21 protein-coding genes, 2 riboswitches and 1 other annotated feature (1 of these 24 running past the window's edge) are annotated in these 26,080 nt (G+C 36.2%); of the genes, 7 read left to right on the top strand and 14 right to left on the bottom strand.

The annotated features are described in order from the left end of the window. Window positions 1–194 (bottom strand) — a binding site (T-box leader); it reaches 58 nt to the left of the window's first position. A 272-nt stretch (window positions 195–466) separates the two neighbouring features. From I2490_RS15270 to I2490_RS15250, 5 genes are read left to right on the top strand one after another with little or no spacing between them, the layout of a single operon-like run. Beyond that, window positions 467–904: a potassium channel family protein gene (locus tag I2490_RS15270; protein ID WP_206460625.1), complete on the top strand. Its 438-nt coding sequence runs from the start codon at window positions 467–469 to the stop codon at window positions 902–904. Next, complete coding sequence (locus I2490_RS15265; protein ID WP_206460624.1) at window positions 901–1,569, top strand: potassium channel family protein; 669 nt, start codon at window positions 901–903, stop codon at window positions 1,567–1,569. Before I2490_RS15270 ends, I2490_RS15265 begins: the two co-directional genes overlap by 4 nt. Then, window positions 1,566–3,062, top strand: a complete 1,497-nt coding sequence (locus tag I2490_RS15260; protein ID WP_206460623.1) for a TrkH family potassium uptake protein — start codon at window positions 1,566–1,568, stop codon at window positions 3,060–3,062. The genes I2490_RS15265 and I2490_RS15260 overlap by 4 nt, the downstream gene beginning before the upstream one ends. A gap of 8 nt (window positions 3,063–3,070) precedes the next feature. Then, complete coding sequence (locus tag I2490_RS15255; protein ID WP_206460622.1) at window positions 3,071–4,618, top strand: sensor histidine kinase; 1,548 nt, start codon at window positions 3,071–3,073, stop codon at window positions 4,616–4,618. Between the two features lie 21 nt (window positions 4,619–4,639). Further along, window positions 4,640–5,350 carry a response regulator gene (locus tag I2490_RS15250; RefSeq protein WP_206460621.1) on the top strand — a complete coding sequence of 237 codons (711 nt, stop codon included), beginning with the start codon at window positions 4,640–4,642 and terminating at the stop codon, window positions 5,348–5,350. Window positions 5,351–5,383: 33 nt separating this feature from the next. Here the strand turns inward: I2490_RS15250 and I2490_RS15245 are convergent, their stop codons facing one another. From I2490_RS15245 to I2490_RS15220, 6 genes are all read right to left on the bottom strand, one after another. Beyond that, entirely contained in the window at window positions 5,384–7,234 is a 1,851-nt protein-coding gene (locus I2490_RS15245) for a thioredoxin domain-containing protein (RefSeq protein ID WP_206460620.1), read from the bottom strand. 144 nt (window positions 7,235–7,378) lie between these two features. Continuing rightward, on the bottom strand, window positions 7,379–9,406 hold the full coding sequence (locus I2490_RS15240) for a methyl-accepting chemotaxis protein (protein ID WP_206460619.1): 2,028 nt from the start codon (window positions 9,404–9,406) through the stop codon (window positions 7,379–7,381). Window positions 9,407–9,604: 198 nt separating this feature from the next. Further along, a riboswitch (cyclic di-GMP riboswitch) is annotated at window positions 9,605–9,688 on the bottom strand. 120 nt (window positions 9,689–9,808) lie between these two features. Further along, window positions 9,809–10,771 (bottom strand): hypothetical protein, encoded by a 963-nt coding sequence (locus tag I2490_RS15235; RefSeq protein WP_206460618.1) that lies wholly within the window; start codon window positions 10,769–10,771, stop codon window positions 9,809–9,811. A gap of 126 nt (window positions 10,772–10,897) precedes the next feature. Continuing rightward, window positions 10,898–12,544 carry a hydroxylamine reductase gene (hcp, locus tag I2490_RS15230; RefSeq protein WP_206460617.1) on the bottom strand — a complete coding sequence of 549 codons (1,647 nt, stop codon included), beginning with the start codon at window positions 12,542–12,544 and terminating at the stop codon, window positions 10,898–10,900. 244 nt (window positions 12,545–12,788) lie between these two features. After that, window positions 12,789–14,279, bottom strand: coding sequence for a flotillin family protein (locus I2490_RS15225; RefSeq protein WP_206460616.1), 1,491 nt, complete (start codon window positions 14,277–14,279; stop codon window positions 12,789–12,791). 26 nt (window positions 14,280–14,305) lie between these two features. Then, on the bottom strand, window positions 14,306–14,965 hold the full coding sequence (locus I2490_RS15220) for an NfeD-like protein (RefSeq protein ID WP_206460615.1): 660 nt from the start codon (window positions 14,963–14,965) through the stop codon (window positions 14,306–14,308). 266 nt (window positions 14,966–15,231) lie between these two features. Here I2490_RS15220 and I2490_RS15215 point away from each other — a divergent pair, with 266 nt between their 5' ends. Then, window positions 15,232–15,789 (top strand): helix-turn-helix domain-containing protein, encoded by a 558-nt coding sequence (locus I2490_RS15215; protein ID WP_206460614.1) that lies wholly within the window; start codon window positions 15,232–15,234, stop codon window positions 15,787–15,789. A 72-nt stretch (window positions 15,790–15,861) separates the two neighbouring features. Here the strand turns inward: I2490_RS15215 and I2490_RS15210 are convergent, their stop codons facing one another. From I2490_RS15210 to I2490_RS15175, 8 genes are all read right to left on the bottom strand, one after another. Continuing rightward, window positions 15,862–16,416, bottom strand: coding sequence for a TIGR01440 family protein (locus I2490_RS15210; protein ID WP_206460613.1), 555 nt, complete (start codon window positions 16,414–16,416; stop codon window positions 15,862–15,864). A 57-nt stretch (window positions 16,417–16,473) separates the two neighbouring features. Then, a complete protein-coding gene (locus I2490_RS15205; protein WP_206460612.1) occupies window positions 16,474–17,562 on the bottom strand; it encodes a DUF2971 domain-containing protein in 1,089 nt (362 codons plus the stop codon). A 23-nt stretch (window positions 17,563–17,585) separates the two neighbouring features. Then, the gene (gene pyk / locus I2490_RS15200) at window positions 17,586–19,013 is read right to left on the bottom strand and encodes a pyruvate kinase (protein WP_206460611.1); all 1,428 of its coding nucleotides are present in this window, start codon (window positions 19,011–19,013) and stop codon (window positions 17,586–17,588) included. Between the two features lie 181 nt (window positions 19,014–19,194). Next, window positions 19,195–21,057 (bottom strand): ABC transporter ATP-binding protein, encoded by a 1,863-nt coding sequence (locus tag I2490_RS15195; RefSeq protein WP_206460610.1) that lies wholly within the window; start codon window positions 21,055–21,057, stop codon window positions 19,195–19,197. Continuing rightward, window positions 21,057–22,814 carry an ABC transporter ATP-binding protein gene (locus tag I2490_RS15190; RefSeq protein ID WP_280634219.1) on the bottom strand — a complete coding sequence of 586 codons (1,758 nt, stop codon included), beginning with the start codon at window positions 22,812–22,814 and terminating at the stop codon, window positions 21,057–21,059. The genes I2490_RS15195 and I2490_RS15190 overlap by 1 nt, the downstream gene beginning before the upstream one ends. A gap of 16 nt (window positions 22,815–22,830) precedes the next feature. Next, window positions 22,831–23,274 carry a MarR family winged helix-turn-helix transcriptional regulator gene (locus tag I2490_RS15185; protein WP_206460609.1) on the bottom strand — a complete coding sequence of 148 codons (444 nt, stop codon included), beginning with the start codon at window positions 23,272–23,274 and terminating at the stop codon, window positions 22,831–22,833. Between the two features lie 221 nt (window positions 23,275–23,495). Next, window positions 23,496–24,893 carry an alanine/glycine:cation symporter family protein gene (locus I2490_RS15180; RefSeq protein WP_206460608.1) on the bottom strand — a complete coding sequence of 466 codons (1,398 nt, stop codon included), beginning with the start codon at window positions 24,891–24,893 and terminating at the stop codon, window positions 23,496–23,498. Between the two features lie 123 nt (window positions 24,894–25,016). Further along, a riboswitch (glycine riboswitch) is annotated at window positions 25,017–25,115 on the bottom strand. A gap of 83 nt (window positions 25,116–25,198) precedes the next feature. After that, window positions 25,199–25,720 carry an O-acetyl-ADP-ribose deacetylase gene (locus I2490_RS15175; RefSeq protein WP_206460607.1) on the bottom strand — a complete coding sequence of 174 codons (522 nt, stop codon included), beginning with the start codon at window positions 25,718–25,720 and terminating at the stop codon, window positions 25,199–25,201. A gap of 198 nt (window positions 25,721–25,918) precedes the next feature. Between I2490_RS15175 and I2490_RS15170 the strand changes: the two genes are divergently transcribed. After that, window positions 25,919–26,044, top strand: a complete 126-nt coding sequence (locus I2490_RS15170) for a CDIF630_02480 family spore surface protein (RefSeq protein ID WP_206460606.1) — start codon at window positions 25,919–25,921, stop codon at window positions 26,042–26,044. Window positions 26,045–26,080: the final 36 nt, after the last annotated feature.

Raw genomic sequence — 26,080 nt, 5'->3', positions numbered from 1 at the left:
ACTCTCTGCATACTATCATATGCACTCCCTTGATAACGGATGGAGATTCCGTTAGGCGCTACTCAGCAGTTATCTGCTTTTCGTCCTACCCTCATAAGTCCATTCAGCTATGGCTTTTCTACTGCAATCACACCCCCTGCAGCTCTCTGTGAAAAAAGAACACATGGCCTACTCTTCTTAATCTACGGTTTGAAATTTATCTTTTCGCTAATATACCTTTTTTGAAAACAAGTGTCAAGCTTTTTTTACTTAATTTTCTCACTTTTTCTATTTTGTTTCCAAACACATTTAAATATTGTAGAATATTAACGAAATCTTAACATCATATGCAGAAAGACTAACAAAATCCTTACTGCGTAAAATCTCCCCAATATCGTATACTAAAGATGTAATAATTAATTCAATCGTATCAATAACAATAAAATTATTTTATTAAAATAGACAAACACTAGGAAAGAAGGATTTTATGTTTGGAAGAAAAAATAGAAGTATCTTAATTGCCGGTTGCGGTCGCCTTGGCGGCAGTATTGCAGGGGCATTGTCAGAACAAGGGTATAAAGTAACAGTAATCGATAATGATGAAGAATCCTTTCGTAAACTTCCACCTGCTTTTTCTGGCTTTCAAATTGTGGGCGATGCCACAGATTTGGACGTGCTGGTTAAAGCAGGAATTAAAGACACCGATATTTTAATGGCTACCGCGAACAGAGATAACGTAAACTTAATGATTGCACAAATCGGCAGCGTTATCTATGAAGTAAAGCAAGTATATCTCCGCCTTTATGATATGGAAAAGCAGAAACTGGTAGAAGGCTTAAATATACATCCTATTTTCCCTGCAAAACTATCCATTGAAGAATTCGAGCGTCTCAGCGCCATAGATATTAAGGAGGATGTCTTATGAAAATTGTCATTGCCGAAGGCAAAACCAAGGCTGATTTCTTAATTGGCTCATTATTAAAGAAAAAACATACACTTATGGTTATTAACGAAGATCGAGCTTTTTGTAATTATCTTGCGCAAACTCATAAAATCCCTATTTTCCATGGGGATTCGAGCAAGCTTTATACACTTGAAGATGCAAAAATTGAAGGATATGACATTCTTATAGCATTATCAGCCTATGATTCTGACAATTTAGCAATTTGCCAAGCAGCAAAACGTCTTTTTCACATAAAAAAAACCATAGCGATTGTATCAAATCCTAAAAACGTTGATGTATTTAAAACGTTGGGCGTAAATACCGCAGTCAGTGCTACCTATTTATTAACACAAATTATTGAACAAGCCTCAACGGTAGACATCTTACTTCATACGGTTTCCATCGAACATAATAAATTAATGCTAACAGAGCTTTTAATGGATGAACACTGTCCGTATGAATACCATCAGCTTCAAGAAATACCATTACCGGATCGGACACTAATCAGCTGCGTACTTCGAGGAAATGACATGCTGTCCCCACAAAAAGAACTATTATTGCTGCCGAATGATAAATTGATCTTTTTATCACCACCATCGGCACAAGATTCTATTATATCAATTATGACAGGGGGTAAGCCAAAATGAAACCCAACTGCGAAGTAACCGGAATTCGCCTTATTTTTGGGTATTTGGGCGTTATCTTAATTTTAATTGGGATTTCCGTTTTGCTACCTCTACTTATACTGTTTGCTTATCCGGAAGAAATTATCTATGCTAAATATTTTATTCTCCCGGGCGTTGGCTGCTTATTTTTTGGATATTTATTGAGTTTTTTAGTAAGGAATTGTGAAAAGGCATCTCTGAATTTTGGTCAAAGTGCATCGATTGTAACGAGCTCTTGGTTATTAGCAATTCTCGCATCGGGATTACCCTTCCTAATTACCGGTAAGTACAATTTTACACAGGCAATGTTTGAATCCACTAGTGGCTGGAGTACTACAGGTCTTTCCGTTGTAGATGTTACCGAGACCTCACATATTTTCCTCTTACACCGAAGTCTCATGCTCTTTTTTGGTGGTGTTGGCTTGGTATTAATCATGGTGTCTGTCTTAAAAGATGCATCTGGAATGCGGCTTTATTATGCAGAAGGTCATTCTGACAAACTGCTTCCAAATTTAATCCAATCATCACGATTAATCTTATTTATTTATACAGGATATATTATAATTGGAACTGTATTTTACATGATTTTCGGAATGAACTGGTTTGATGCCATTAACCATGCCATAGCAGCCGTTGCAACTGGAGGCTTCTCTACAAAAGCAGAAAGCATCGGATATTTTAACAGTGTACCTATTGAAGTAGTGTCCATTATCCTGATGTTTTTAGGCTCAACAAATTTTGTTGCCAGCTTATATGCATTTCGCGGAAAATTTTATAATTTCTTCCGTTATTGTGAGCTACGTTTCACCTTTTTTCTTTTTGTTTTTTTTACGATTCTAATGTCATTTTTTTTATGGAAACAGCAAGGTTACCCATGGATACAAAGTCTTAGAATTGCAGCATTTCAAACGACTTCCGCCTTTAGTACGACAGGATTCCAAACCGTTCCGTCCTTTGCAGTTTGGTCAAGCGCTTTGGCACTGCCATTAATTTTACTTATGATTATAGGCGGTGAAGCAGGCTCTACTTCCGGAGGAGTAAAACAATTTCGCGTATGGGTTTTTCTGAAAGGGATTTATTGGAGTCTTCGTGATACCTTTTATAGCGATAAACTAGTTCGCGTCAATTATGTAAAAAAACCCGATACAGATGAAGTCATCGGTAATAAGCAACGTGCCGAAATTGGGAGTTTTCTATTTTTATATATTTTAATTATGCTAACCGGAACCTTAATTATCAGTTCCTATGGTTATCCTTTGAAAGAATCTTTGTTTGAGATTTCTTCTGCTATGGGTGGTGTCGGTCTTTCTTGCGGCATTACTGCTTATGATGCAAATCCTGTGATTCTTTGGGTTTTAATGTTTGGTATGTTTGTCGGACGTTTAGAAATTTATGTGGTTGCTGTATCTTTCATACATTTGCTTACGATGCCAAAAACTGCTTATACTAAGATAAGCCACAAAATTAGGAGGTAAAGATAAAAATGAAACAACATTCTTATTACAACCACATCTCAGGACTATTGAAATGCATACTTTCTCTAGTCTTATCCACCGCTGTGGCATTGTCTTTAGAATCATTAGGCGTGAATGCAATCAATCTAATTTTAATCTATCTGATTGCTATACTATTAACTACTTTAGAAACAAAAGGATATTTTTGGGGTGCCTTAACCTGTATTGCAAGTATGTTTTCGTTTAACTTTTTCTTTACAGAACCAAAGTATACCTTTGAGGTTTCTGATCCGAACTATATATTAAGCTTATTTCTGTTTCTTACTGTTTCATTTATAGCAAGCACTTTGGTAAGCCGTCTTCAAATGCATGTCAGGAGCTCACGATACAATGAACATCAAGCACATTTGCTTTATGAGATTAGTTTAGGATATTTAAATATATCAGGTATTGCAAATATTTTTGATTATGCAGTTAAAAGCTTAAATGAAATATTGGAATATCCTTCAATGATCTATCCTGCAAAAGGACAGTCTGAATTAATTCGCCCTTATTGCCCCGATTCATTGACTATAAAAGACATGCCCGAAAACAATACGGTTGCGTTATGGTGTCTTACGAATGTTGTTCCATGTGGCTGTGGTACTTCATATTTCCCAACCTCAAAGTGGAAGTACTTACCTGTAAAAAGCAGTGATAATGTATTTGGCATTGCCGCATTTTTCTGCGGTAACAAAGAAATTAGTAAAGAAGACATGGTCATTATCGAAACCATTTTATCGCAAATGGCACTTACGATGGAACGAGAGCAGATGCACGACAGCCAAGAATCCATCCGAATGGAAATGCAAAAAGAACAGCTTCAAGGTAATATTCTTCGTTCCATTTCTCATGATTTAAGAACCCCACTGACCGGAATTGCAGGTTCCAGTAATTTTATAATGGAAAGCTATGACCGTCTGGATAAAAAAACGATTTTAGGTTTGCTTTCGGATATCAATACCGATGCAAATCGCTTAAATCAATTAGCAGAAAACCTTCTAAGCTCTACGAGGCTTCAAGAAGGAAAAATACAGCTTTCCAAACAAGAAGAGGTTGTAGATGATATTGTTTATGAAGCGTTTCATCGAGTGGAAAAGAACAAAAAGAAACATGAAATTTCACTCCATATGCCTGATGATGTCATCATGCTGTCCATGGATGGTAAATTGATGATTCAAGTACTGGTCAACCTTTTAAATAACGCCATCGTTCATACGACACCGACTGCTGATATTGAACTTGCTGTCTATCGCGAAAATAATTATGTGGTCTTTTCTGTTTCTGATAACGGCGGTGGAATTGAAGAAGGTATTTTGGATAAAATTTTTGAACCTTTTGTCACTACACCAGGAAAGGACCCAGATTCTCATCATGGTATGGGGCTTGGTCTTTCTATATGTAAATCCATCATAGAAGCACACGGAGGAACCTTGCTTGCTTTTAATAATGAACAAGGTGGTGCAACCTTCCGCTTTATGTTACCGTGCAAGAAGCAAATGCAAAGTTATTATGAGAAACTAACCGTACCGAAATAAGCAATCAGAAAGGAATGAATCATGACACCCGTACAAATAAAGACAAATTCTCTTTCAGATACCATTCTGATTATAGAAGATGACAAAAGCATCACAAGATTCCTTACCGTCTCTCTGCAAACAAACGGATATAAGACTCTTTGCGCTGATACCGGATTGTCCGGTATCTCACAATTTTTTTCAGCAAATCCGTCCTTAGTCCTTTTGGATTTAGGGCTTCCTGATGTAGATGGCTTTGAAGTACTATCACAAATCAGAGATAAATCAGACACTCCTGTTATTATCGTTTCAGCAAGGGATCAGGAATTTAACAAAGTCAATGCTCTGGATAATGGTGCCGACGATTACGTGACAAAACCATTCTTTATTGGAGAACTCCTTGCCAGAGTACGTGTCGCTCTAAGAAAAAAGCAGCCAAAGGCTGCAGAAGATGTTTTTGAATTGGATGGATTTCGATTGGACGATAAACGGCGCAAAGTATTTGTTGATGGAAATGAAATACATTTAACTCCTATGGAGTACAAACTGTTACATCTTTTAGTATCTCATGCCGGACAAGTGTTAACTCACGCTTATATTATAAAAAATATTGGGGGATACGAAGAACACGCTGATTCCCAATCACTTCGTGTTTTTATGGCAAATCTTCGACGTAAAATTGAAAAAAATACAGCTGCTCCCCGCTACCTGCTTACAGAGATGGGTGTCGGTTATCGTTTTATTGACGAATAAAAGATTCTTGCACCTATTTTTGTGCAAGTTTCCTTATGAACAAACACCGTTTTCACATAAAAAGCTTTCTTTATAAGAATCCATCATAAGTGCCATCATGGAAAAGCTATATCCGGAAGGATAGCCTTCAATCCGGTGCTTTATAAAAGATAACTGTCTATCACAAATTTCTTTTATTTCAGTAATGCCTGTCATTTTCTTTAATTTTACTAAAACGTAAGCTGCCACTGAATTGCCGGATGGGATGGCACCATCATAAATTTCTTTTGGTCTGTATATTAAATTCTCAGCATCTTTTGCTGTTAAGAAAAATCCGCCCGCTTGCTGATCCCAAAAGAAATCAATCATCATATTACAATATTTCACTGCCTTATCTAGATATTTCGTATTGAAAGTTACTTCATAGAGAGTGGCTAACGCCCAAATATAAAAAGCATAATCCTCTAAAGTTCCTTGTCCTGCTGCATCGCCTTCTCGATATCTGATATATAATCGATTATTTTCTCGATTCGTCAACTTTTGCTCAATGAGTAACTGGCACTTCTCTGCTGTTTTTAAATATTCTTCATTACCAAGTACTCCGTAAGCCTTGGCAAAAGCAATTAACATTAAAGCATTCCACGAAGTTAATATTTTGTCATCCTTATGCAAGTAAGTTCGATCCAATCTATACTGATATAGTTTTTCACAATTCTTTTCCATTGTATGATTAATAGAAATATCGTCATTATGATAAGCTGGATTGCGAATAAGATTAGGAATATTACCCTCCTCAAAATTAGGTTTTTCTCTTATATCAAAGTATTCATTAAATTGATTACCCTCTATTTCACCAAGAACCCTTATAATTTCCTGTGGAGTAAAAACGTAGTACTTCCCTTCTACCCCTTCACTGTCCGCATCTTGAGCAGAATAAAATCCACCCTCTGGGCTTACCATTTCTCTCATTACATAAGATAAAATTCTTTCAGTAACTTGGCGATATAGCTCAATTTTAGAAAGCTCATAGGCTTCTAAATTAGCAATGGCTAATAAGGCATTGTCATAGATCATTTTTTCAAAATGAGGCACCAGCCATTGATCATCGGTAGAGTATCGAGAAAATCCATATCCAACATGATCAAAAATTCCACCCAAATACATTTGTTTTAAAGTCTTTAATGCCATATATAGAGATTTTTCATCTTTTTCATAGCGATAGTATCTTAACAAAAACATTAAATTATGAGGAGTTGGAAATTTCGGACTATGTCCAAAACCACCATATACTTCATCAAAGTTTTGAGCAAAGTTTGCTTTCCCTGTATGAAAAATTCCTCTTACTTTGTTCGAATCGAAACCATGCTTGTAAGAATGATCCGCATAATTTGACTCATTATTTAATGCGTTTACAATTTTAGAAGCAGATTCTTCTAGCTTCTGTCTGTTATTCTTCCAGTGCTTCGATAATTCTGTAAGAATCTCAATAATGCCCGGCATATTATACCTTTGTTTCTTAGGATAATAAGTCCCTGCAAAAAATGGTTTTTGATCTGGTGTCATAATAATAGTAAGAGGCCAGCCTCCACTTCCGGTTAAAGCCTGACATACCGTCATATAGACTGCGTCAATATCAGGGCGTTCTTCTTTGTCTACTTTTATGGATATATAATCTCTATTTAAAATTTCTGCTACCTCATCGTCCTCAAATGACTCATGCGCCATAACATGGCACCAATGACACGTAGAATATCCTATGCTCAAAAAAATAGGCTTATCCTCTTGTTTTGCCTTATTAAAAGCTTCTTCTCCCCAAGGGAACCAATTTACTGGATTCTTAGCATGTTGAAGAAGATACGGAGATTTTTCGTTTATAAGTTTATTAAACTTTTCATCATTTTTCATTTTTATATACCTACTTATTCATTTTATTTAAAATAAAGATTTATTTAGATATTATTTACAAATTTAATGTAATATATCCAATTTTATCTTCCATAAAAAAACCTTTCAAATTAATCTTTTTCATTAATCCGAAAGGTTTTATTTTTATTTTTCTAAATCACTGAAATCAGCACCAGTATTTTCATTGAATTGAACTTTAGCAACTAAATCTTTTAGTAATTGAGCTTGTACACTTAACTCTTCTGATGCAGCTGCACTTTCTTCTGCTGTTGCTGAATTGGTTTGGACTACAGAGGATACTTGATCAACGCCCAATGTGACCTTTGAAATTGCTAAAGCCTGCACTTCTGATGCTTGAGCTATTTCACCTATAATTGAAACTACTTTGCTCGCACCATTCACAACTTCCGACATAGATTGCGCCGTTTCACTCGCAATCTTTGTACCATTTTCTACTGCCTTTACCGTTTCTCCAATTAACATGGTAGTATTTTGGGCAGCTTCCGCTGATTTGCTGGCAAGATTGCGTACCTCATCTGCAACAACAGCAAACCCCTTACCTGCTGCTCCTGCACGAGACGCTTCAACAGCAGCATTTAAAGCAAGTATATTTGTCTGGAATGCAATATCATCGATGGTTTTAATAATCTTACCAATTTCATTAGATCTATGACTAATATCCGAAATAGCTACCGTCAATTCGTCCATTTGCTTATTGCACTTACCAACACGACTACCTTGATTCGTAACTTGCACATTTACATTCTTTGCATTGTCCGCATTATTTTGAACCTGCTCTGAAATTTCTGTGATTGTTGCTGACAATTCCTGTATCGAGCTCGCTTGCTCCATTGCTCCTTGAGATAAGGCCTGTGAGCCTAAGGATACTTGCTTTGAACCGCTTGACACTTGATCTGATGCCTGATTAATCTGTAAAAAAGTATTAGAAATATTACTTATAAATCTTTTAATGGATTTTTCTATACTCTTAAAATCTCCGATATATTCTTTTGTAGTACTTACTCTAAAGTCACCATTTGATAACTTTTCTAGAATATTGGAAATTTCGCTTACATACCCACTTATACTTTTACTTGAAAAGTTTAAAGCATTACATAATGTCCCAATTTCATCATTAGCATCATGCGTAAAATCTATATTAAGATTACCTTTTGCCATTTCACTCGCTAAGCCGGAAATTTTTTGTAATGGCTTTAAATTCTTAATTAACAAATACCACATTATTACATTTCCAATGATTAAAAATAGTAAAACTAATATTAAATTTATGTATTTCAAATTGTTAAGCGCATGATAATATTCAGAATTAGGGATAATATAACCTAAAATCCATGGCGTAGTTTTTAATTTAGTAAAACCAAATATAACATTACTGCCATCCATATCCTGACCTTCTTTAAAAATTGCCAAACCAACTTCTAATGAATCAAGCATACTTTGGTAGTCGCCTTTAATTTCAGAAATATTTGTTTTATGTTCATTTCCGGAATTATCTACAAACGGAATAAGTTCGCTGTCCTTATGAATGATAATATTATTCTTGTCATCAAATAAAACAGGATATCCATTATTGTAAATCTTAATGCCTGACGCTATCGTTGTAAGAGCATTAACATCGATATCTAAACCAAAAACTCCAACAAATTCATTATCTTTCAAAATAGGTGCTGCAACAGTAATAACCATTTTATCGGTTGATGCATCGATATAAGGCTCTGTATAGATCACGTTCATTTTTTCTTTTGCAGCTTTGTACCAATCACGTATTGTACAATCATAATCCTGTGAAACAGGGTTCTCAGCAACATACATTTCCTTATTTTCGTATCCAGTGTAGCAATCCATTAAATCAGAGTTTGTAGAAAAAATTTTTTTTAGATATTCACTATTTTGTTCATGTCCTATACTCAATGCTTCAAACTGCGAAAATGCATTTGAATAGTTTTGAGCAAATGTACCTTGATAAAGAAGCCAAGCGTCTAACTCTTCACCATATTTAGCTATTGTTTCTTTAACTTGCAATTCACTATGCTGCAATAGCTCTTTTTGAAAAATAATATATCCTGTTATAGCAATTGCAATAAGTGAAATAGACAATAGGAGTGATATTGATATTAATAGATTTTGTTTAATGCCAAATTTTTTTTTCATAAAAATGCTCCTTATATTACTACATACATATCTCCAAATTAAATCAATATTTTTATTTTAATATTTTCTATAATCTTAATATAAACATAGACTTCTACTTATTCCTTTGTATTATCTTTGTTAATTTATATCTCACTACCCTCCTTCTTTATATCCCCTGAAATTAATTATTTATGAAAGCAACAAAAAAACCAACAATAAATTGTTGGTCGGTTGCACCACTCATTCAAAATTCCTAAGGTGCCCAAATACAAGGAATTTATTAACATTTCCAACTCACATAAAAAAATGTAAATATTTATATCTAATTAGTATTAATGTATTATTTTTATTGAAAATTGTCAATATTTATTTGTAAAAATTTTCTTTTTTCTTTCTTTAAATATATATTTTATTTATTTTTTAATTATCTATACATTGATTTGGATCAAGTTTTATTAATTCCCAATCTTGACCTTCTCTTTTTATATATTGTGCAATTTCAATATCGGTATCGTTCGTTAATTGATAAAATTCTATGCAATAATCATTTCCATCTGTTCCTTTAAAACAAACCTTTTTTATAAAATCGTTTTGCTGTGTTGGATACCTCTCTTTTACTAAATCGCACCAATCTCCATATTTAATATCCACTACTGCTTCTGCATCGTAAGACCATCCATGATACGGTGCACATAAATAATTTTCCCCAAAGAAATCAATTTTAGAAATTTTGTACAAACTCTCTTCCTCAATAAGATTAACAAATCCATAATAATAAGCAAAATAACCAATTGCTTTGTCAGAGCCTTCAATTGCTTCTATTTCTATAAAATATCTCAGCGTATCCGGATAACCATAAACCGGTACCTTTCTTAATTTGATTAAATTAATATGGAGTATATTTTTAAATGTCTCAACATAGTGCTTATAGGATAGTTTTGCTTGATAGTCAGACGATAAAAAGTTATAGGCAGTTGGATAAGGGGATGTCGCATTACCGATTGTTCCACAACCGGTCATCGTATCGTCTTGTGGATTGGCAGCTTCTCGTAGGACACTAAAATAATTGATTATGGTTTCTTCTTCTGTTTTAAGCAAAGAACCCGGCAATTTAATTTCAGAAAAATCTTTACCATGGAAATGATAAATTGAGTCATTTATGTCTTTATCATTGAGAATCAGTAACTTTGATGGCCGGAAGTACTTTTCAACATCCATTTTTTCATTTAATGTTTTCTTTTCATCACTTTCGTTTAATGCAACATTCAGTTTGCCTCCCATCACCATATATGCGCTATCTGAATGTTGATAGTGTAATGGCAATAGGAATAAAATAATTACAAAAACAATAAGTATTGCTAATTCCTTTATTTTATTTACCACTACAAATCCTCCTTAATTTCTTCTCCACAATATATTAATTATTACATTATATAGAACGAGAAGCCGTTTTAAAACAAATAGGGCATTCAATTTTAATACCCTATTTATTTATATCATATTTATCTTTTAATCTCCGAGTATCGCTTCAAGATCTTGCTGTGGTGTTGAAATCGGTTTTAAACCAAATTTATCAACCAATACTTGCATGACATTAGGCGATAAGAACGCAGGCAGTGTAGGCCCTAGACGAATGTCTTTGATACCGAGAGCTAATAGCGCAAGAAGAATTCCCACTGCTTTTTGTTCGTACCATGACAAAACCAAAGAAAGCGGTAATTCATTCACTCCGCAATGAAATGCCTCTGCAAGTGCGCTTGCAACCTTTATTGCAGAATAAGAATCGCTGCATTGACCGCAATCAAGAACTTTAGGGAATCCGGCAACCGTTCCCAAATCAAGTTTGTTGAAACGGAATTTTCCACAGGCTAACGTTAATATAATCGTATCCTTAGGCGTTTTTTCCGCAAACTCCGTATAATAATTTCTTCCCGGTCTTGCACCATCACAGCCTCCAATTAAGAAGAAGTGTCTTATTTTTCCATCTTTCACTGCTTGTACAATTTCACTCGCATGACTTAATATAGCATTGTGTGCAAAACCGATTGTAATTCTTTTTTCCGGTTCATCCTCCTGCCAGCCACCTAGCTCCAATGCTTTTTCAATAATTTGCGTAAAATCTTTTCTGCCGTTTGCTTCTTCTATATGAGGACAATCCGGCATACCTACAATGCTTGTTGTAAACAAGCGATCTTTATAGCTGTCTCGCGGTTTTTGTACACAATTTGTCGTCATCAAAATGCATCCCGGAATTCCATCAAATTCATCCTGCTGCTTCTGCCATGCCCCTCCGTAATTTCCTACTAAATGTTTATGCTTTTTCAATTCGGGATAAGCGTTGGCAGGAAGCATTTCACAATGTGTATATATATTGATCCCTTTGCCTTCTGTTTGCTCTAACAATTCTTTTAAATCTTTATAATCATGCCCAGATACAATAATAAACGGTCCTTTTTTCTTCGTAATTAATACCTCTGTCGGTTCTGGATTTCCATAAGTTGCGGTAGCCGCAGAATCCAATAATTCCATACATTTAAGATTTGTATTACCAAGTTCCATATTAAGATTCAATAGATCTTCCACCGTTAAGCTGTCATCAATTGTACCGGCTAATCCTTTGTAAAAGAAATGATTTACCTCATCATCAAATTTACCTAAAATATAAGCGTGATGTGCATACGCAGCCATTCCTTTAAATGCATAGATTAATAATTCTCTTAAAGACCGAATATCCATATCTAAATTTTGATCTGCCATTATACCTACATTTTTTGCCTCTTCCTCCATCTCCGCTAATGAATCTGGGGCTTTATAGTTTGCTGCATCAGGTACATTCTCTAGATCTCCGGCACTATTTTTGAGTTCTTCTTTTATTTCCTCCGCTTTTTTAATGTATTCTACAAATCTAGTTGGATCAAAATTTACATTCGTTAGAGTAGCAAACATACTGTCAACTACAAATTTATTAATCTCACTTTTAATTTTTAATCCTTTTTCTAAATTTTTTTGACCATAATACCCAATTCCTTTTAATTCATGAATTAAGACATCCTGTAAATTAGCAACGGTTGCATTTTTACCGCAGACACCAGATTTTACACAGCCTTTTCCACCTAATGTTTGTTCACACTGATAACAAAACATTTGACTTTCCATTTAAAACCTCCTCAAATAAGTTTTTCCTATTTATTTAGCTTCTCTAAGTCTAGAAAATCTATACTTTATTTCCGGTAAAAATCATAAAAAACCTCCGAAGCGACGTAATTCGATTACATCGCTTCGGAGGTTATCTTCGCAATCCAACTAAACTGCAAATCGTTTTAGCAAGCTGCGTTCTTTTTATTTATATATGGTTTTCAAAAACCTTTTTATACCCCGTTTGAAATGTCTGATCTGAAACTTACATCTTAAGTTTGCCTTCCCCTGCGGCACTATCCTCGTATGTAACCTCTGAGCCTTCAGACTCTTTTATGTCTGTTTCAGCATAATCTTCCGGATTTTCTTCAATAGCTTCGACTTCCTGCATTCTCTTAAGCTCCTTACCAAGTAATTCTGGCAGCTCCATTCCAGCCTGTTGAAACAATTCATTCATCGGCGGTATGGATTTCAGCAACCCAGATAAAAAGTTTGCAGTTGAGGTTTTTCCCTGATCATTGCTGCCATTGCTATCCCAAACGGTAATTTTATCGATCTTGATGTTCTTAATTGCTTCAACTTGAATTCTAGTCAGCTCTTCTAACTTATCTGCAATAATGAGCTTAACTGCTGAATCTGCGTTTTGTCCTGCCGCTTCGACTAACAACTTCATACCTTCTGCCTGTTTTGCAAGGATTTCTCTTGAACCGCGGGCTTCTGCATCCATCTTCGCAAAAATGGCATCCGCTTCACCGCGAGCCCTGCGTCTCATTACTTCTGCTTCTGCCTCTGCTGCAATTTCAGCCTGCTCCTTTGCAATCTGCGCCGCCACGATAACATCAGCGGTCTGAGTCGCCTTTTCTAATTCTGCACGAGTATTTTCTGCTTCTTGCTGTGCAATATAGGCTTCCTGCTTTGCCCTAGCTGCTTGAACTGCTTCTGCTGCCGTAGCAATCTTTAGTGCTTCCGCTTCCTTTTCCCTACGTCTTGCTTCTGACTGAGAAATTTCAACTTTCGCAGTATTTTCACCATCAACGGCAGATGCATTTGCAGCCGCTACGCTGATACGCTGATCTCTATGTGCATTGGCCTGACCAATTTCACCGTCTCTATTTTTTTCTGCCACACTCTTCTTTGCATCATTGATTGCTTTTGCGGCAGCTTCCTTTCCAAGTGCTTCAATATAGCCGGATTCATCATTGATATCGGTAACATTCACGTTAATAAGCCTTAGACCGATTTTCTTAAGTTCAATTTCTACATTATTTGATACAGCAAGTAAGAACTTGTCTCTATCCGTGTTGATTTCTTCAATGTCCATAGTTGCTATGACCAAACGAAGCTGCCCAAAGATAATATCCTTTGCAAGTTCCTGAATTTCTTTCAGCCCGAGTCCCAAAAGCCGTTCCGCCGCATTTTGCATAACTCCCGCTTCCGTTGAAATACCAACTGTAAATCTAGATGGAACATCAATACGAATGTTCTGCTTTGAAAGAGCCTGTGTTAAGTCTACACTTATTGAAATCGGCGTCAGATCCAAATACTGATAAGACTGTAAAACCGGAATAATAAATGCAGCACCTCCATGAATGCACCTTGCACTCCTTGCCTGCCCATCCTTATCCGATCCGACTTTACCATAAATAACCATTACCTTATCAGACGGACACTTTCGATACCGTGACAAGATGATAATAATGGTTGCAAGCAGGATTACCGCGATGATGCATACTGCGACTAAAACTTGGATTCCCATAAAATTTCCTCCCTTTTTCCTTTACATTATTTATCTATTTCTACAATAAGGACCCCGTTTCTTACATCGGTTATCCTCACCATTGTCCCTGTGCGAATTTGTTCTTTTTCAAATGTAATCGCCTCGCATTCCGTATATCTCCCCTGTAAATAGAGAGTAACTTTTCCTTCACCGGTAGCTTCCGCCGGAATTGGTATGTATACTTTTCCGTTTTCACCAATTGCATTTTTCAAATTTAAAGTCCCATTCTCTGTAAGCTTTCCGGAAATATGAATCAGCTTTGCCACCACAAACATAGATACAAAGCCAAGTGCAATGCCTACAATAATGCTGAATGCCGCTGGAGTACCCGAACCGATCGCTACAATAGAGGTCCATCCCATCACCGTTAAAAAGGTTACGATACCCTGCACCGTAAACATACTCATAATCGAAAAATCTGCAGGATTTCCGCCATCACCGAAAAAGTTGTGCCCTCCTAAATCCGATGCATCGGAAAGATCACTGATATCAGATCCTCCATCAAAATCAATTCCGGAGGTATCGCTGAAATCAATGCCCGCACCGCCTTCAAACCCGCCCACCAGAGAAAGGATCGTTTGAATAACCAAAATTAAAGTTGCTGGTATTGCAATGCAATATAAAATTTTCAGCACCTCATCCAGTCCGTTCCACCACTCAACCATATAGTTCCCTCCTTGGTCAATTATCAAATATTTCTTGTAAAATTCCTATGTTAAAATAATTTTCCATATATTACCATAAATAAAATGAAGAAATAAAGAAATTCAATCTCACAAAGGTAAATCACATTTACCATCATTATATATTTATTTGTAATTTCTGTCAACATCAACCTTTAAATTGTAATAATACTACTAAAAATTATTGATTTTTCAACTAAAATCTGATAAAATTTAGGTAAATTATATTTACGTATTAAGGTGATTGTATGAACTCGATTGAATTGGGCAGAAGAATTAAAGAAGCTAGAATTGCCAAAAAGATGACTCAAAGCGAGCTTGTCGGTGATTTTATTACGCGGAATATGTTAAGTCAAATCGAAAACGGAAGTGCTACACCGTCCATAAAAACATTGGCATATCTTTCTGCTGTCCTTGAAGTACCGCTCAATGAGCTTATGCCAAGCCCAACCGAAGGTGCACTGTCCCAGCTTGTTGCAGCAAAGAAATACCTTTCAGACGGTGAGAATCAGAAAATCATTGAAATGGAAGAAAGTTATCCCCCGGAGCTTTCGGATGAGTTCTTTGCTCTGTTTTCTTACGCCTATCGGAGTCTTTCAAAGAAAATGCTGGAATCTGATCATTATTCAGAGGCTGCACACCTTTCTCAAAAAGCAATTGAATATGCCGGCAAGGGAATTTATGCAAACGATATGATTAAATCGGAAAGCATCCTTCTTTTAAAGCAAATCACAGAAAAATACAATTCTGTCTGCAGTAATTCCTCGCACGCATCATCCAAGGATGTTCATTTCCTTCTGCCATAATAAAACCCCCTGTCGATGTTTTTTTTACACCAAGCAGGAGGTTCTTTTCTTAATCTTTTAAACAATGTAATTTCATTTCAAGACATCGTCATAGTGTGCACGTTCTCCGCCAACAAATTTCAAACGAGTACGGGCACAGACCAAATGCGCTTCTCCAATTTTCTTTATGCTAAGTCTTACCGGCACTGCAACCTTCTTCAAATGCATACCAATCAGAGTATCTCCAATATCCATACCTGCTTTTGCACAGTGCAATTCTTCTACAGCAACTGGATTCGAAAATGTTTTATATGCGGTGGTTGAAAAAGAACCGCCTGCTTTTGGTTGTGGTATCACATTAACCATTTCTAAATTATATTTTTCAGCTGCCTCGCGTTCTATAATTAGTGCTCGATTTAAATGCTCACAGCATTGTGTTGCTAAAAAAATATTCTTTTCCTTTAGTACCGGATAGATTCCTTCAAATACAGCCTTAGCAATGTCAACACTGGAATCGGAACCAATCTTGTGACCACCAACTTCACTTGAGGAACAACCTACTACCAAAACATCTTTTTCCGATAGTTTTGCAATTTCTAACAACTCACACACTGCATCGTGAGCTGCTTTTGTAATTTCTTCATACATTGTACTCACCTCTTTCCCTCATTCTATCACAAATTGTAACAAAGAAACAGAGCGATTTTAAAAGCGTAAAGGAATCTCAGAGCGCTGAATCTGACTGTATTTTAAATCATAACCATGAATACGAAGAAATTCATGGACACCATATTGCAATACATCTCTCATTTCCATTCCATTATCGGTATTGGTAAACTCCTCACGTAAACGATATTCTGTTACATATTTTTCACAAAGTGGACTCATGCAAACACCTTTTACCCCGGACGGCTGAAAACCAAGTTTAACATATGGGGTAAACATATTATTTGTAAATCGAATTTTATAGAGCCGCTCCACACCAGGTTCTCTACATGAACAATATTTTGTAAGTTTACTATTTGGCAAAGCTAAAATAATACGATATTCTCGTTCTATAGCAAAACACTCATGTTTAAAGAAAATACTCAGCCAACGAATCGCAGCTTTAATTGCACCAAGCAGCAATTTCTTTTGACTTTCTTTCTCAGGAGTATTTGTCTCATCCTGTTTCTTTGCCATTTTCCATGCTTCATTCAAATCAAACAAAAAAGAGGAAATAATATAAATTTTAGTTTTTTCGTCATATACAATACGCCCAAAAGACAAACTCATATCATCTCCATAAAAGCTCCGATTACAGGTTTCAAAAGAATCAACCAATTCCTGTTTATCAAATGCTATGTTATAACCGCCATCGTTTTCATTTCCCTTTGTATAATAATTCCAAAGATTAAGAGAATCTTTTTCATAAGAACAAGCTAAAACAAAATATCTTTGAGAATCCAGTTCCTCACTTCCAAAAAACAAATAATCAAAGTCATCCCGTTCTAATAAATCGATTAAGCAATGGTAAAATTCTGCATCTAAAGAAGAGCGTAATTTTTTGATTGTCATTTGAAAAACAGTGATGATATTAGCCATTTCTGTACTGTCATTTAAAAAAGCAACATCCGTTAAAAAAAATTGCTTATTACGAATAATATTATAAAATCCCTCAGCAGAAGTATAATGAAAAATCTTTTTCCCTTTCCCATCTTCAATCTCACTGCACATCCGACTTCGTGCACGGCAATAACATTTCTGAATGTCATGTTGCATACGTGCTGTAAACTCTTCTTCCCGATACTGCATTCTTACCTCCACACTATGTTTTCCTATATTTCCTTGCCAACTACGTGAATTCTCATCATATTGGTATTGCCACCCTGGAGCATTGGAATGCCCGCTGTAAAAATAACCGTATCCCCTTCGTGGATGTAACCTTTTTCACTTGCCATCTTTATAGCAAGATCAAACATAACGTTTTCGCTTTCCACCGGTGAAAGAATCAAAGGTTCCGCTCCCCAGCAAAGAGCAAGCCGTCTTGCAATTTTTTCATTTCTTGCAAATGCTAATATAGGTGCTTCCGGGCGAAACTTAGCCACTACAAATGCTGTATAACCTGAAGTTGTCGGCGTCAATATTGCACTTGCTCCTAACCCATGTGCACTGGTACAAGTTGCATGACCAATTGCATTCGTAATACTATAATCTCGCATTAATCTTCTTTCATGCAAAATTTCTTCATAATCTAACGTCTTTTCTGCTTCCTCCGCAATACGTACCATAGTTTCTACCGATTCAATCGGATACTTCCCTGAAGCAGTTTCTGCCGATAGCATGATTGCATCCGTTCCATCCAATATGGCATTTGCAACATCCGTTACTTCAGCTCTTGTCGGACGAGGATTACGAACCATAGAATCCAACATTTGAGTTGCTGTAACAACAATACTACCTTCAAAATTACACTGACGAATGATCTTTTTTTGAATAATCGGAACCTGTTCCTCTGGAATTTCTACGCCCAAATCTCCTCGAGCAACCATAATTCCATCGGCATTCGCAATGATTTCATGTACGTTATCTACGCCTTCCTTATTTTCTATCTTAGCAATGATTTTAATATCCTCTGCATTGTTCTCCAATAAAATATCACGAATCGACTGTACATCCGAAGCTTTTCTAATAAAAGAGGCTGCAATATAATCAATATCATTTTTGATACCAAATCGGATGTCTTCCCGATCTTTCTCTGTAATCGGAGGTAAATGAATTTTTACACCCGGTATATTGATTCCCTTATTATCTTTTACAACACCTGCATTGCGAACAAAGCAATGGACTTCTTCTTCTTCTACCTGCTCAACCTGTAACCCAATAAGACCATCGTCAATTAAGATGGTATCTCCCGGCTTCACATCCTTTGGCAATCGTTTGTAACTGACACTGCAAATTTCCTGGGTCCCCTCTATCTCTCGTGTCGTTAATGTGAATTTTTGTCCTTCCTCTAATGCAATCTCCGGTGCGGAAAACTTTCCGGTACGGATTTCCGGTCCTTTTGTATCTAATAAAATAGCCACAGGCAAATTTAATTCTTCACGAACTTGCTTAATTAAATCAATTTTCACTTGCTGTTCTTTATAGTCCCCATGTGAAAAATTTATTCTTGCTACATTCATACCCGCAAGCATCAATTGACGCATGGTTTTTTTATTATCGCTTGCAGGTCCAATGGTACAAATAATCTTTGTCTTCCTCATAATGCAGTCTCCTTTCCAATTTTCCCCTAATTATAACAATCTATTGTTTAGATTCTGTTAAAGCTGCGTAAAAATATTTCAAATTATAGCCTTACCAATCGCTTTTATTCTATCATACATTTCCCTACAAGAAAATCCTACCAAAATATCCTCTAATCTTAAGATTAAAATTCTGTTTTGTTTAATCCAATTCCAAAGCTCCTGTGTACAACTGATAATATCTTCCTTCCAATGCAAGTAGGTCTTCATGGGCACCACGTTCCACAATCTCTCCTTGCTCCATAACCATAATCGCATTGGAATTACGGACAGTCGAAAGGCGATGAGCAATAATAAATGTAGTACGATTCTCCATTAAACGATCCAGTCCTCTTTCAATGTGTCGTTCTGTTCGAGTATCCACAGAGCTTGTCGCTTCATCCAAAACTAAAATTGGTGCATCGGCAATTGCTGCTCTTGCAATATTTAAAAGCTGACGTTGTCCCTGACTGAGATTTGCTCCATCTCCTTCAATCATTGTATCGTAACCATTGGGTAATCTACGTATAAAAGAATGTGCACTTGCCAGTTCTGCTGCCCGGTAGACCTCCTCATCGGATGCATCCGGTCTTCCGTAGCGAATGTTTTCCCTTACTGTTCCAGTAAATAAATGCGTATCCTGTAAAACGACAGCCATTGCCCTCCGTAATTCATTTTTGGGAATTAAATCAATTGGTATTCCATCTATCGTAATGGTCCCTTTTTCAATATCATAAAAACGTGTCAATAAATTAATTATTGTTGTTTTCCCTGCACCGGTGGAACCTACAAATGCTATTTTCTGACCAGGTTTTGCATAAAGAGAAATGTCTTTTAATATTGTTTTTTCTTTATTATATCCAAAAGTTACATCTGAAAAACGAACATCCCCTTTTACCGGAACCTTATGCTCTCCCTTTTTCCAAACATATTGATTTTTTTCTTCACATACTAAGACATAGCCATTGTCTTTACTTTGCGCTTCCGGCTTTTCTGACATTACCTGAAAAATTCGTTCTGCACCGGCAATGGCTGTAACAACAGCATGATACTGCGTAGAGGCTTCATTAATCGGCCGTCCAAAAGATTGTACCAGCTGTAGAAAAACCACAAGACTCCCTACTGTCATGCTTCCGAATATCGTTAAAAGTCCACCAATGGTAGCTACGATTGCATAATTTACACTATTAATGTTTCTCGCTAGAGGCATCATCATCCCAGCATATCCTTGTGCTATGGTTGCAACCTCTTGAAGTTTTTTATTTCTTTTACTAAATTCATTCATTGCGATATCTTCATAACAAAATGTCTTTACTACTTTTTGACCAACCATAATTTCTTCAATGTAGCTATTTACTTCACCAAGACTTTCTTGTTGTGCTTTAAAGTATTTACTGCTTGCTTTCATCACTCGGCTTGTTGTAAAAAGCAAAACTGGAGCAATCAATAAAGTAAGTATAGTCAAAATCCAGCTTTTGTATAGCATCAACCCTAAAATACCGGTAAGCGTAATTGTACTGGAAAAAAACGTAGTCAAACTATTTTGCATTGCATCATTCAATGTATCTACATCGTTTGTAAAACGACTCATCAATTCTCCGTGGGTATGGGTATCAAAATAAGAAATAGGGAGACCTTGCAAATAATTAAATAATTCTTCACGAATATCCTTTATAGTTTTTTGTGATATCCCTACCATAATACGACTTTGTGCATAAGCAGCTATAATTGATACGAAATAGATAGCGGCCAGAACAAGAACGCCATGAATTAATCCGAGAAAACGTTCCTCAATAGATAAATTTATTGATACAGGCTGCAGGAAATTATCAATAATCGGTTGAAGATAATTGGTTGCCGTAAGCGATGCTCCGATATTAATCAACACCATAAAAAATGCAATCACTAATAGCATTTTTCTTTTTTTTAAGTAGCTCCATAAGTGTAAAATTGTTTGTTTTGTATTTTGGGGTTTTTGTTTAACTAACGCGCGATTTGCCCCATGTCTTCCGCCTCCAACTGCCATTATGCGGTCGCCTCCTTTCCTGTTTGTGACTCATATATTTCTTGATACGCTTGACAACTGTTCATCAACTGCTCATGTGTTCCGACATCAACAATTTCACCATCATCCAATACAATTATTTTATCTGCATCCTGTACAGAACTAATGCGCTGTGCAATTAGAAAAGTAGTGGTGTCTTTTAATGACTTACGAAACGACTGACGAATCTTTGCTTCCGTTGCAGTGTCAACCGCACTGGTACTATCGTCTAATATTAAGACAGCAGGATTTTTTAACATAGCTCTTGCAATACATAAACGCTGTTTTTGGCCACCGGATACGTTGACCCCGCCTTGTTCAATCCAAGTGTCATACCCATTTGGAAATCCCATAATAAATTCATGAGCCTGTGCATTTTGAGCAGCAAGGATCACTTCTTCCTCTGTCGCATTTGGATTCCCCCATTTTAAATTATCTCGTATTGTGCCTGAAAACAAGGTATTTTTTTGAAGTACCATTCCGATTTGACTTCTTAAGGTACGAAGATCATATTCCCTGACATCTTTTCCATCAATCAGTACACGTCCGGCAGTTACATCATATAATCTGGGAATCAATTGAACAAAGGAACTCTTTCCTGCTCCCGTGCTCCCAATGATTGCTACTACATCTCCTGGTTCTGCCGAGAAATTAACGTCCGACAAAATTTCCTCTCCGCTGCTATGCACGTCATAGGAAAAGGATACATGGTCAAAAATGACGCTTCCTTTCATTTTTACATTCGGTTCTCCCTGTAAATCATCAGACAGTCCCTTTCCATCATAATCAGTCAAATCTACCTCTGTATCCAAAACTTCACGAATTCGTTTATATGAGGCACTGGCTCTTGTAAACAAAATAAACATCATTGAAATCATAATCAATGACATAAGAATCATCATAATGTAATTAATAAATGCTGACATTGTAGCCACATCCATGTAACCATTAATAATGCGTTTTCCCCCAATCCATACGATAGAAACAATCGAAGTATTCATCAGTAGCATCATCATCGGCATACTGATAATCACTAAATTCATCGCACGCAAAGAAGCATTCATAAGATCCATGTTTGCACCGCAGAATTTTTCCTTCTCATAGTCTTCTCGAACAAAAGATTTTACGACTCTAACATTGGTTACATTTTCTTGAACATTTCGATTTAGTATATCAACCCGATTCTGCATAAACTGAAACATTGGCATAGCATGACGAACCATTACAACGACAAATATCAACAGTACCGGTACAATTACAGCTAACACTACAGAAAGAGATACACTCAAACGAATTGCCATAATAATTGAAAAAATAAGCATAAGCGGAGCACGTATCAAAATACGCATTCCTGTAACAACCGTATTTTGTAATAAGGTTACATCATTTGTTAATCTTGTGCTGAGGGAAGCCGTAGAAAAAGTATCAATATTCTTAAAAGAAAAGCTCTGTACCTTTTCAAAGAGAATTTGACGTAATTGCGTCGCAAAACCCACTCCAGATTTTGCTGCATATTTTGAATTTCCAATTCCACCTGCAATTGATATTAATGCCAAAAGAATCATAAGAAATCCTGTCGACAGAATATAACCTACATTTCCTGATTCAATTCCCTTTCCTACAATACGTGCCATAAGTAAAGGCTGCATGATTTCAGCAATGACATCGACCAGCATAAAAAGCACAGAAAAAAATAAAAATTTTCTATATGGCTTAAAACAATCTTTCAATTGATTCAAATTTCATTCCCCCTTATTATTTCAAAAAATCCTCTTGATTTTTCTCTAAGTTCTTACATATTTTCTCTAAAAAATGATTATACAGTTCTAATTCTTCCGTTGTGAAATCTCGAAGCATTTCCTTTGTGAGTGTTTCAATCATATCCATGCTTTTCGCAGCTGTAATTTCTCCCTTTTCTGTTAATTGTACCCGACTCGATCTAGAATCCAGTTCATTGGCTTCCTTCTTTACAAAGCCTGCCTTTTCTAAACGTTTTATAGAAACACCTATGGATGCCGGACTGCAATGCATTTTTTTTGCCAATTCGCGCTGGCTGCAACTGCCTAATCTCTGAATTGTAGTCAATATACAAGGCTGTTTGGGATGAAGCCCTTCGCTTTTCATCATTTTATATCCCCACTTCATGCGAAGACCATGCATCTTCCAATCAAGTTCTAACGCTCTTCTCCAAAGTTCCATATTAACCTCCGTTTTCATTTTTATCATTATCCATTATTCTGCAAACAAAGCAAAATAGTAAACCGGTTTATTATAAACTGATTTACTATTTTATCCTTATACTTAGTTTTTGTCAATACCATATAAAATAATTATTTTAAAAAAACAAAATACGGCAGTTGGGTAATATACAGAGCTTATACCCTTACTGCCGCATTTAATATAGTAAATTTTTAGGATTTTTATAATTCCTTCATATATTTTTTCGTTTCACTGACCACAACACCGCTAAGTGCAATAATTGCAATTAGATTTGGAAATGCCATCAAACCATTGAAAATATCAGCTATATTCCACACCGCTTCAATTGTCATAAACGGACCTATAAAAATTGCCAATATGTAAAGCCAACGATATGACATCACCATTTTTTTGCTTCCGTCCGATAGATACTCTAAGCAACGTTCGCCATAATAATTCCAACCTAAAATCGTCGTAAAGGCAAAGAAAACAAGACATGCCATTAATAAGAAAGAAGCAACCTGAGGATTAAATGGAAGTCCAGTCTGAAATGCTTTTGTCGTAACCGAAACGCCTTTTAATCCAATATCCCAAGCACCAGTTACCACAATACAAAGACCTGTCATTGTACATACGATAATGGTATCAATAAATGTACCTGTCATAGATACCAACCCCTGTCTTACCGGATTCTTAGTCTGAGCTGCTGCGGCCGCAATTGGCGCGCTTCCAAGTCCTGCTTCATTCGAGAAAATACCTCGTGCAATACCTTTTTGCATTGCAACAATCATTGCCCCCATTGCACCTCCGGTCATTGCTTTTAATCCAAAAGCTCCATCAATTATTTCTGCAAAAGCTGCAGGAATTGCCTTATAGTTAAAGGTTAATATCATAATGCAAACGATAACATAAATGACTGCCATAAAAGGTACAATTACTTGAGAAACACTTGCAATCCTTTTTATTCCTCCAATAACAACCAAACCAACGCAAAGTGTTAATATTACACCTGCAATCAGTACCGTCCAAGAATACTCCCGACCAAGTAGAACCATTGTCCAATCATTATTAGGGTCAAAGAAATTATTGACAGCTGACGCAATCCCATTTACTTGTGTAAAGGTACCAATTCCAAGTAATCCAACACCTGCTCCAAAAAAAGCAAACATTTTTGCCAACCATCTCCACTTCATACCCATTCCATTTTCAATGTAATAAAACGGACCTCCTGAAACATGCCCATCCCGATCAATTTTTCGGTATTTGATGGCAAGCAACCCTTCAGAATACTTTGTTGCCATACCAAAAAAAGCTGCCAGCCACATCCAGAGAAGGGCTCCTGGTCCACCTTCTACCAAAGCCGTTGCAACTCCGACGATGTTTCCGGTACCAATGGTAGCCGATAAGGCGGTACACAATGCACCAAAACTGGTTACTTCCCCAGCTCCACCTTCTTCATTTTTCACCATAAATTTGAGAGCTTTAGGCAGATGAACAATCTGCAAAAGACCTAACCGAATTGTTAAATAGATACCTACCGCTAAGATTAATACAATAAGCGGTACTCCCCATACAATGCCATCAAACCACTTAATGGCTTCATTCATTTGTTCAAACATGTTATCATTCCTCTCTTACTAGATAATTTCTGCATTCATTGAATGCAAAACAACAAAAAAAAAGCCGAAACAAAATTGTTCGACTTTCCAGAGAAAAGACATTAGATAGAATAGTTTTATTGACTAATTCGCTCTGTCCTTTTGCCTGAGAGATAAGCAGACGTGGTTTTCAATCTGCCGTACACCTTCGGCGCCCTTACGAGACTCTCCAGAGAATCGAGATGCCAGTTTGAAAAAAATCTAGCATCAACGTACAATAAAATATCATAATTTCTATTGTTTTTCAACTATTTTTTTTAAATTTTTTAATCTTCTTGCATTTCCTTATAAAAAAGCATAGCCTCTTCATAAGCCTGCTTTACCTTATCACTAAAGCAAACCATAATTACCTGTTCAATAATTTGACTCTCCCCAGCTGTTTTCATAATGGTCTGAACTGCAATTTTAGCAGCTTCTTCAAGCGGATAGGCATAAACTCCAGTACTGATAGATGGGAAAGCAATGCTCTTGCAGTGATACTGTTCTGCTAATCGAATGCAAGCTTGATAACAACTTTCCAAAAGCTCCGCTTCTCGCTGTCCTCCTCTGTAAATAGGTCCAGGGGTATGAATCACATAACTTGCAGGAAGATCATAGCCCTTTGTAATTTTAGCCTTCCCGGTTTCACAACCATGAAGCGTTTTGCATTCTTCCAATAACTTTTTCCCTGCAGCACGGTGAATCGCTCCATCTACGCCACCGCCTCCCAATAGAGAACAATTCGCTGCATTTACAATGGCATCTACCTTCTGTTTTGTGATATCTCCTTTAATAATCTCTAATTTCATTTCCTCTCTCCCTTTTTCCTTTTCAGTTTTCTTTAATTCATTTTTTATAAATTTAATTTTTTAAAAAAATCTTCCTCATCCATTAACTTTTAAATATTTTTTAGAGCTTTTTATTCGATATTTAAAACTTTAAATTCGTATGACTAAACCACATTTGGAAATACTACATAACATTCAAAAGGAAAAGGAGATTAAAAAATGGAAAAATTTAAAACATTTCCTCTTGCAGATGATTACAAAAGAGAACCGGAATCCAATGAAGCCATTCCATCAGAAGACGATGTCCAGGAAGCAAAAGATTGGGTTGACTTTAACGAAAAATAATACTTCTTCCCTAAATTAATGAATTGGTACATGTAT

The sequence above is a fragment of the Anaerovorax sp. IOR16 genome, assembly GCF_017168145.1.
Taxonomy (GTDB): domain Bacteria; phylum Bacillota; class Clostridia; order Peptostreptococcales; family Anaerovoracaceae; genus IOR16.
Note: the sequence above shows the minus strand (reverse complement) of the source record. Positions and strands in the feature narration are given on the sequence as shown.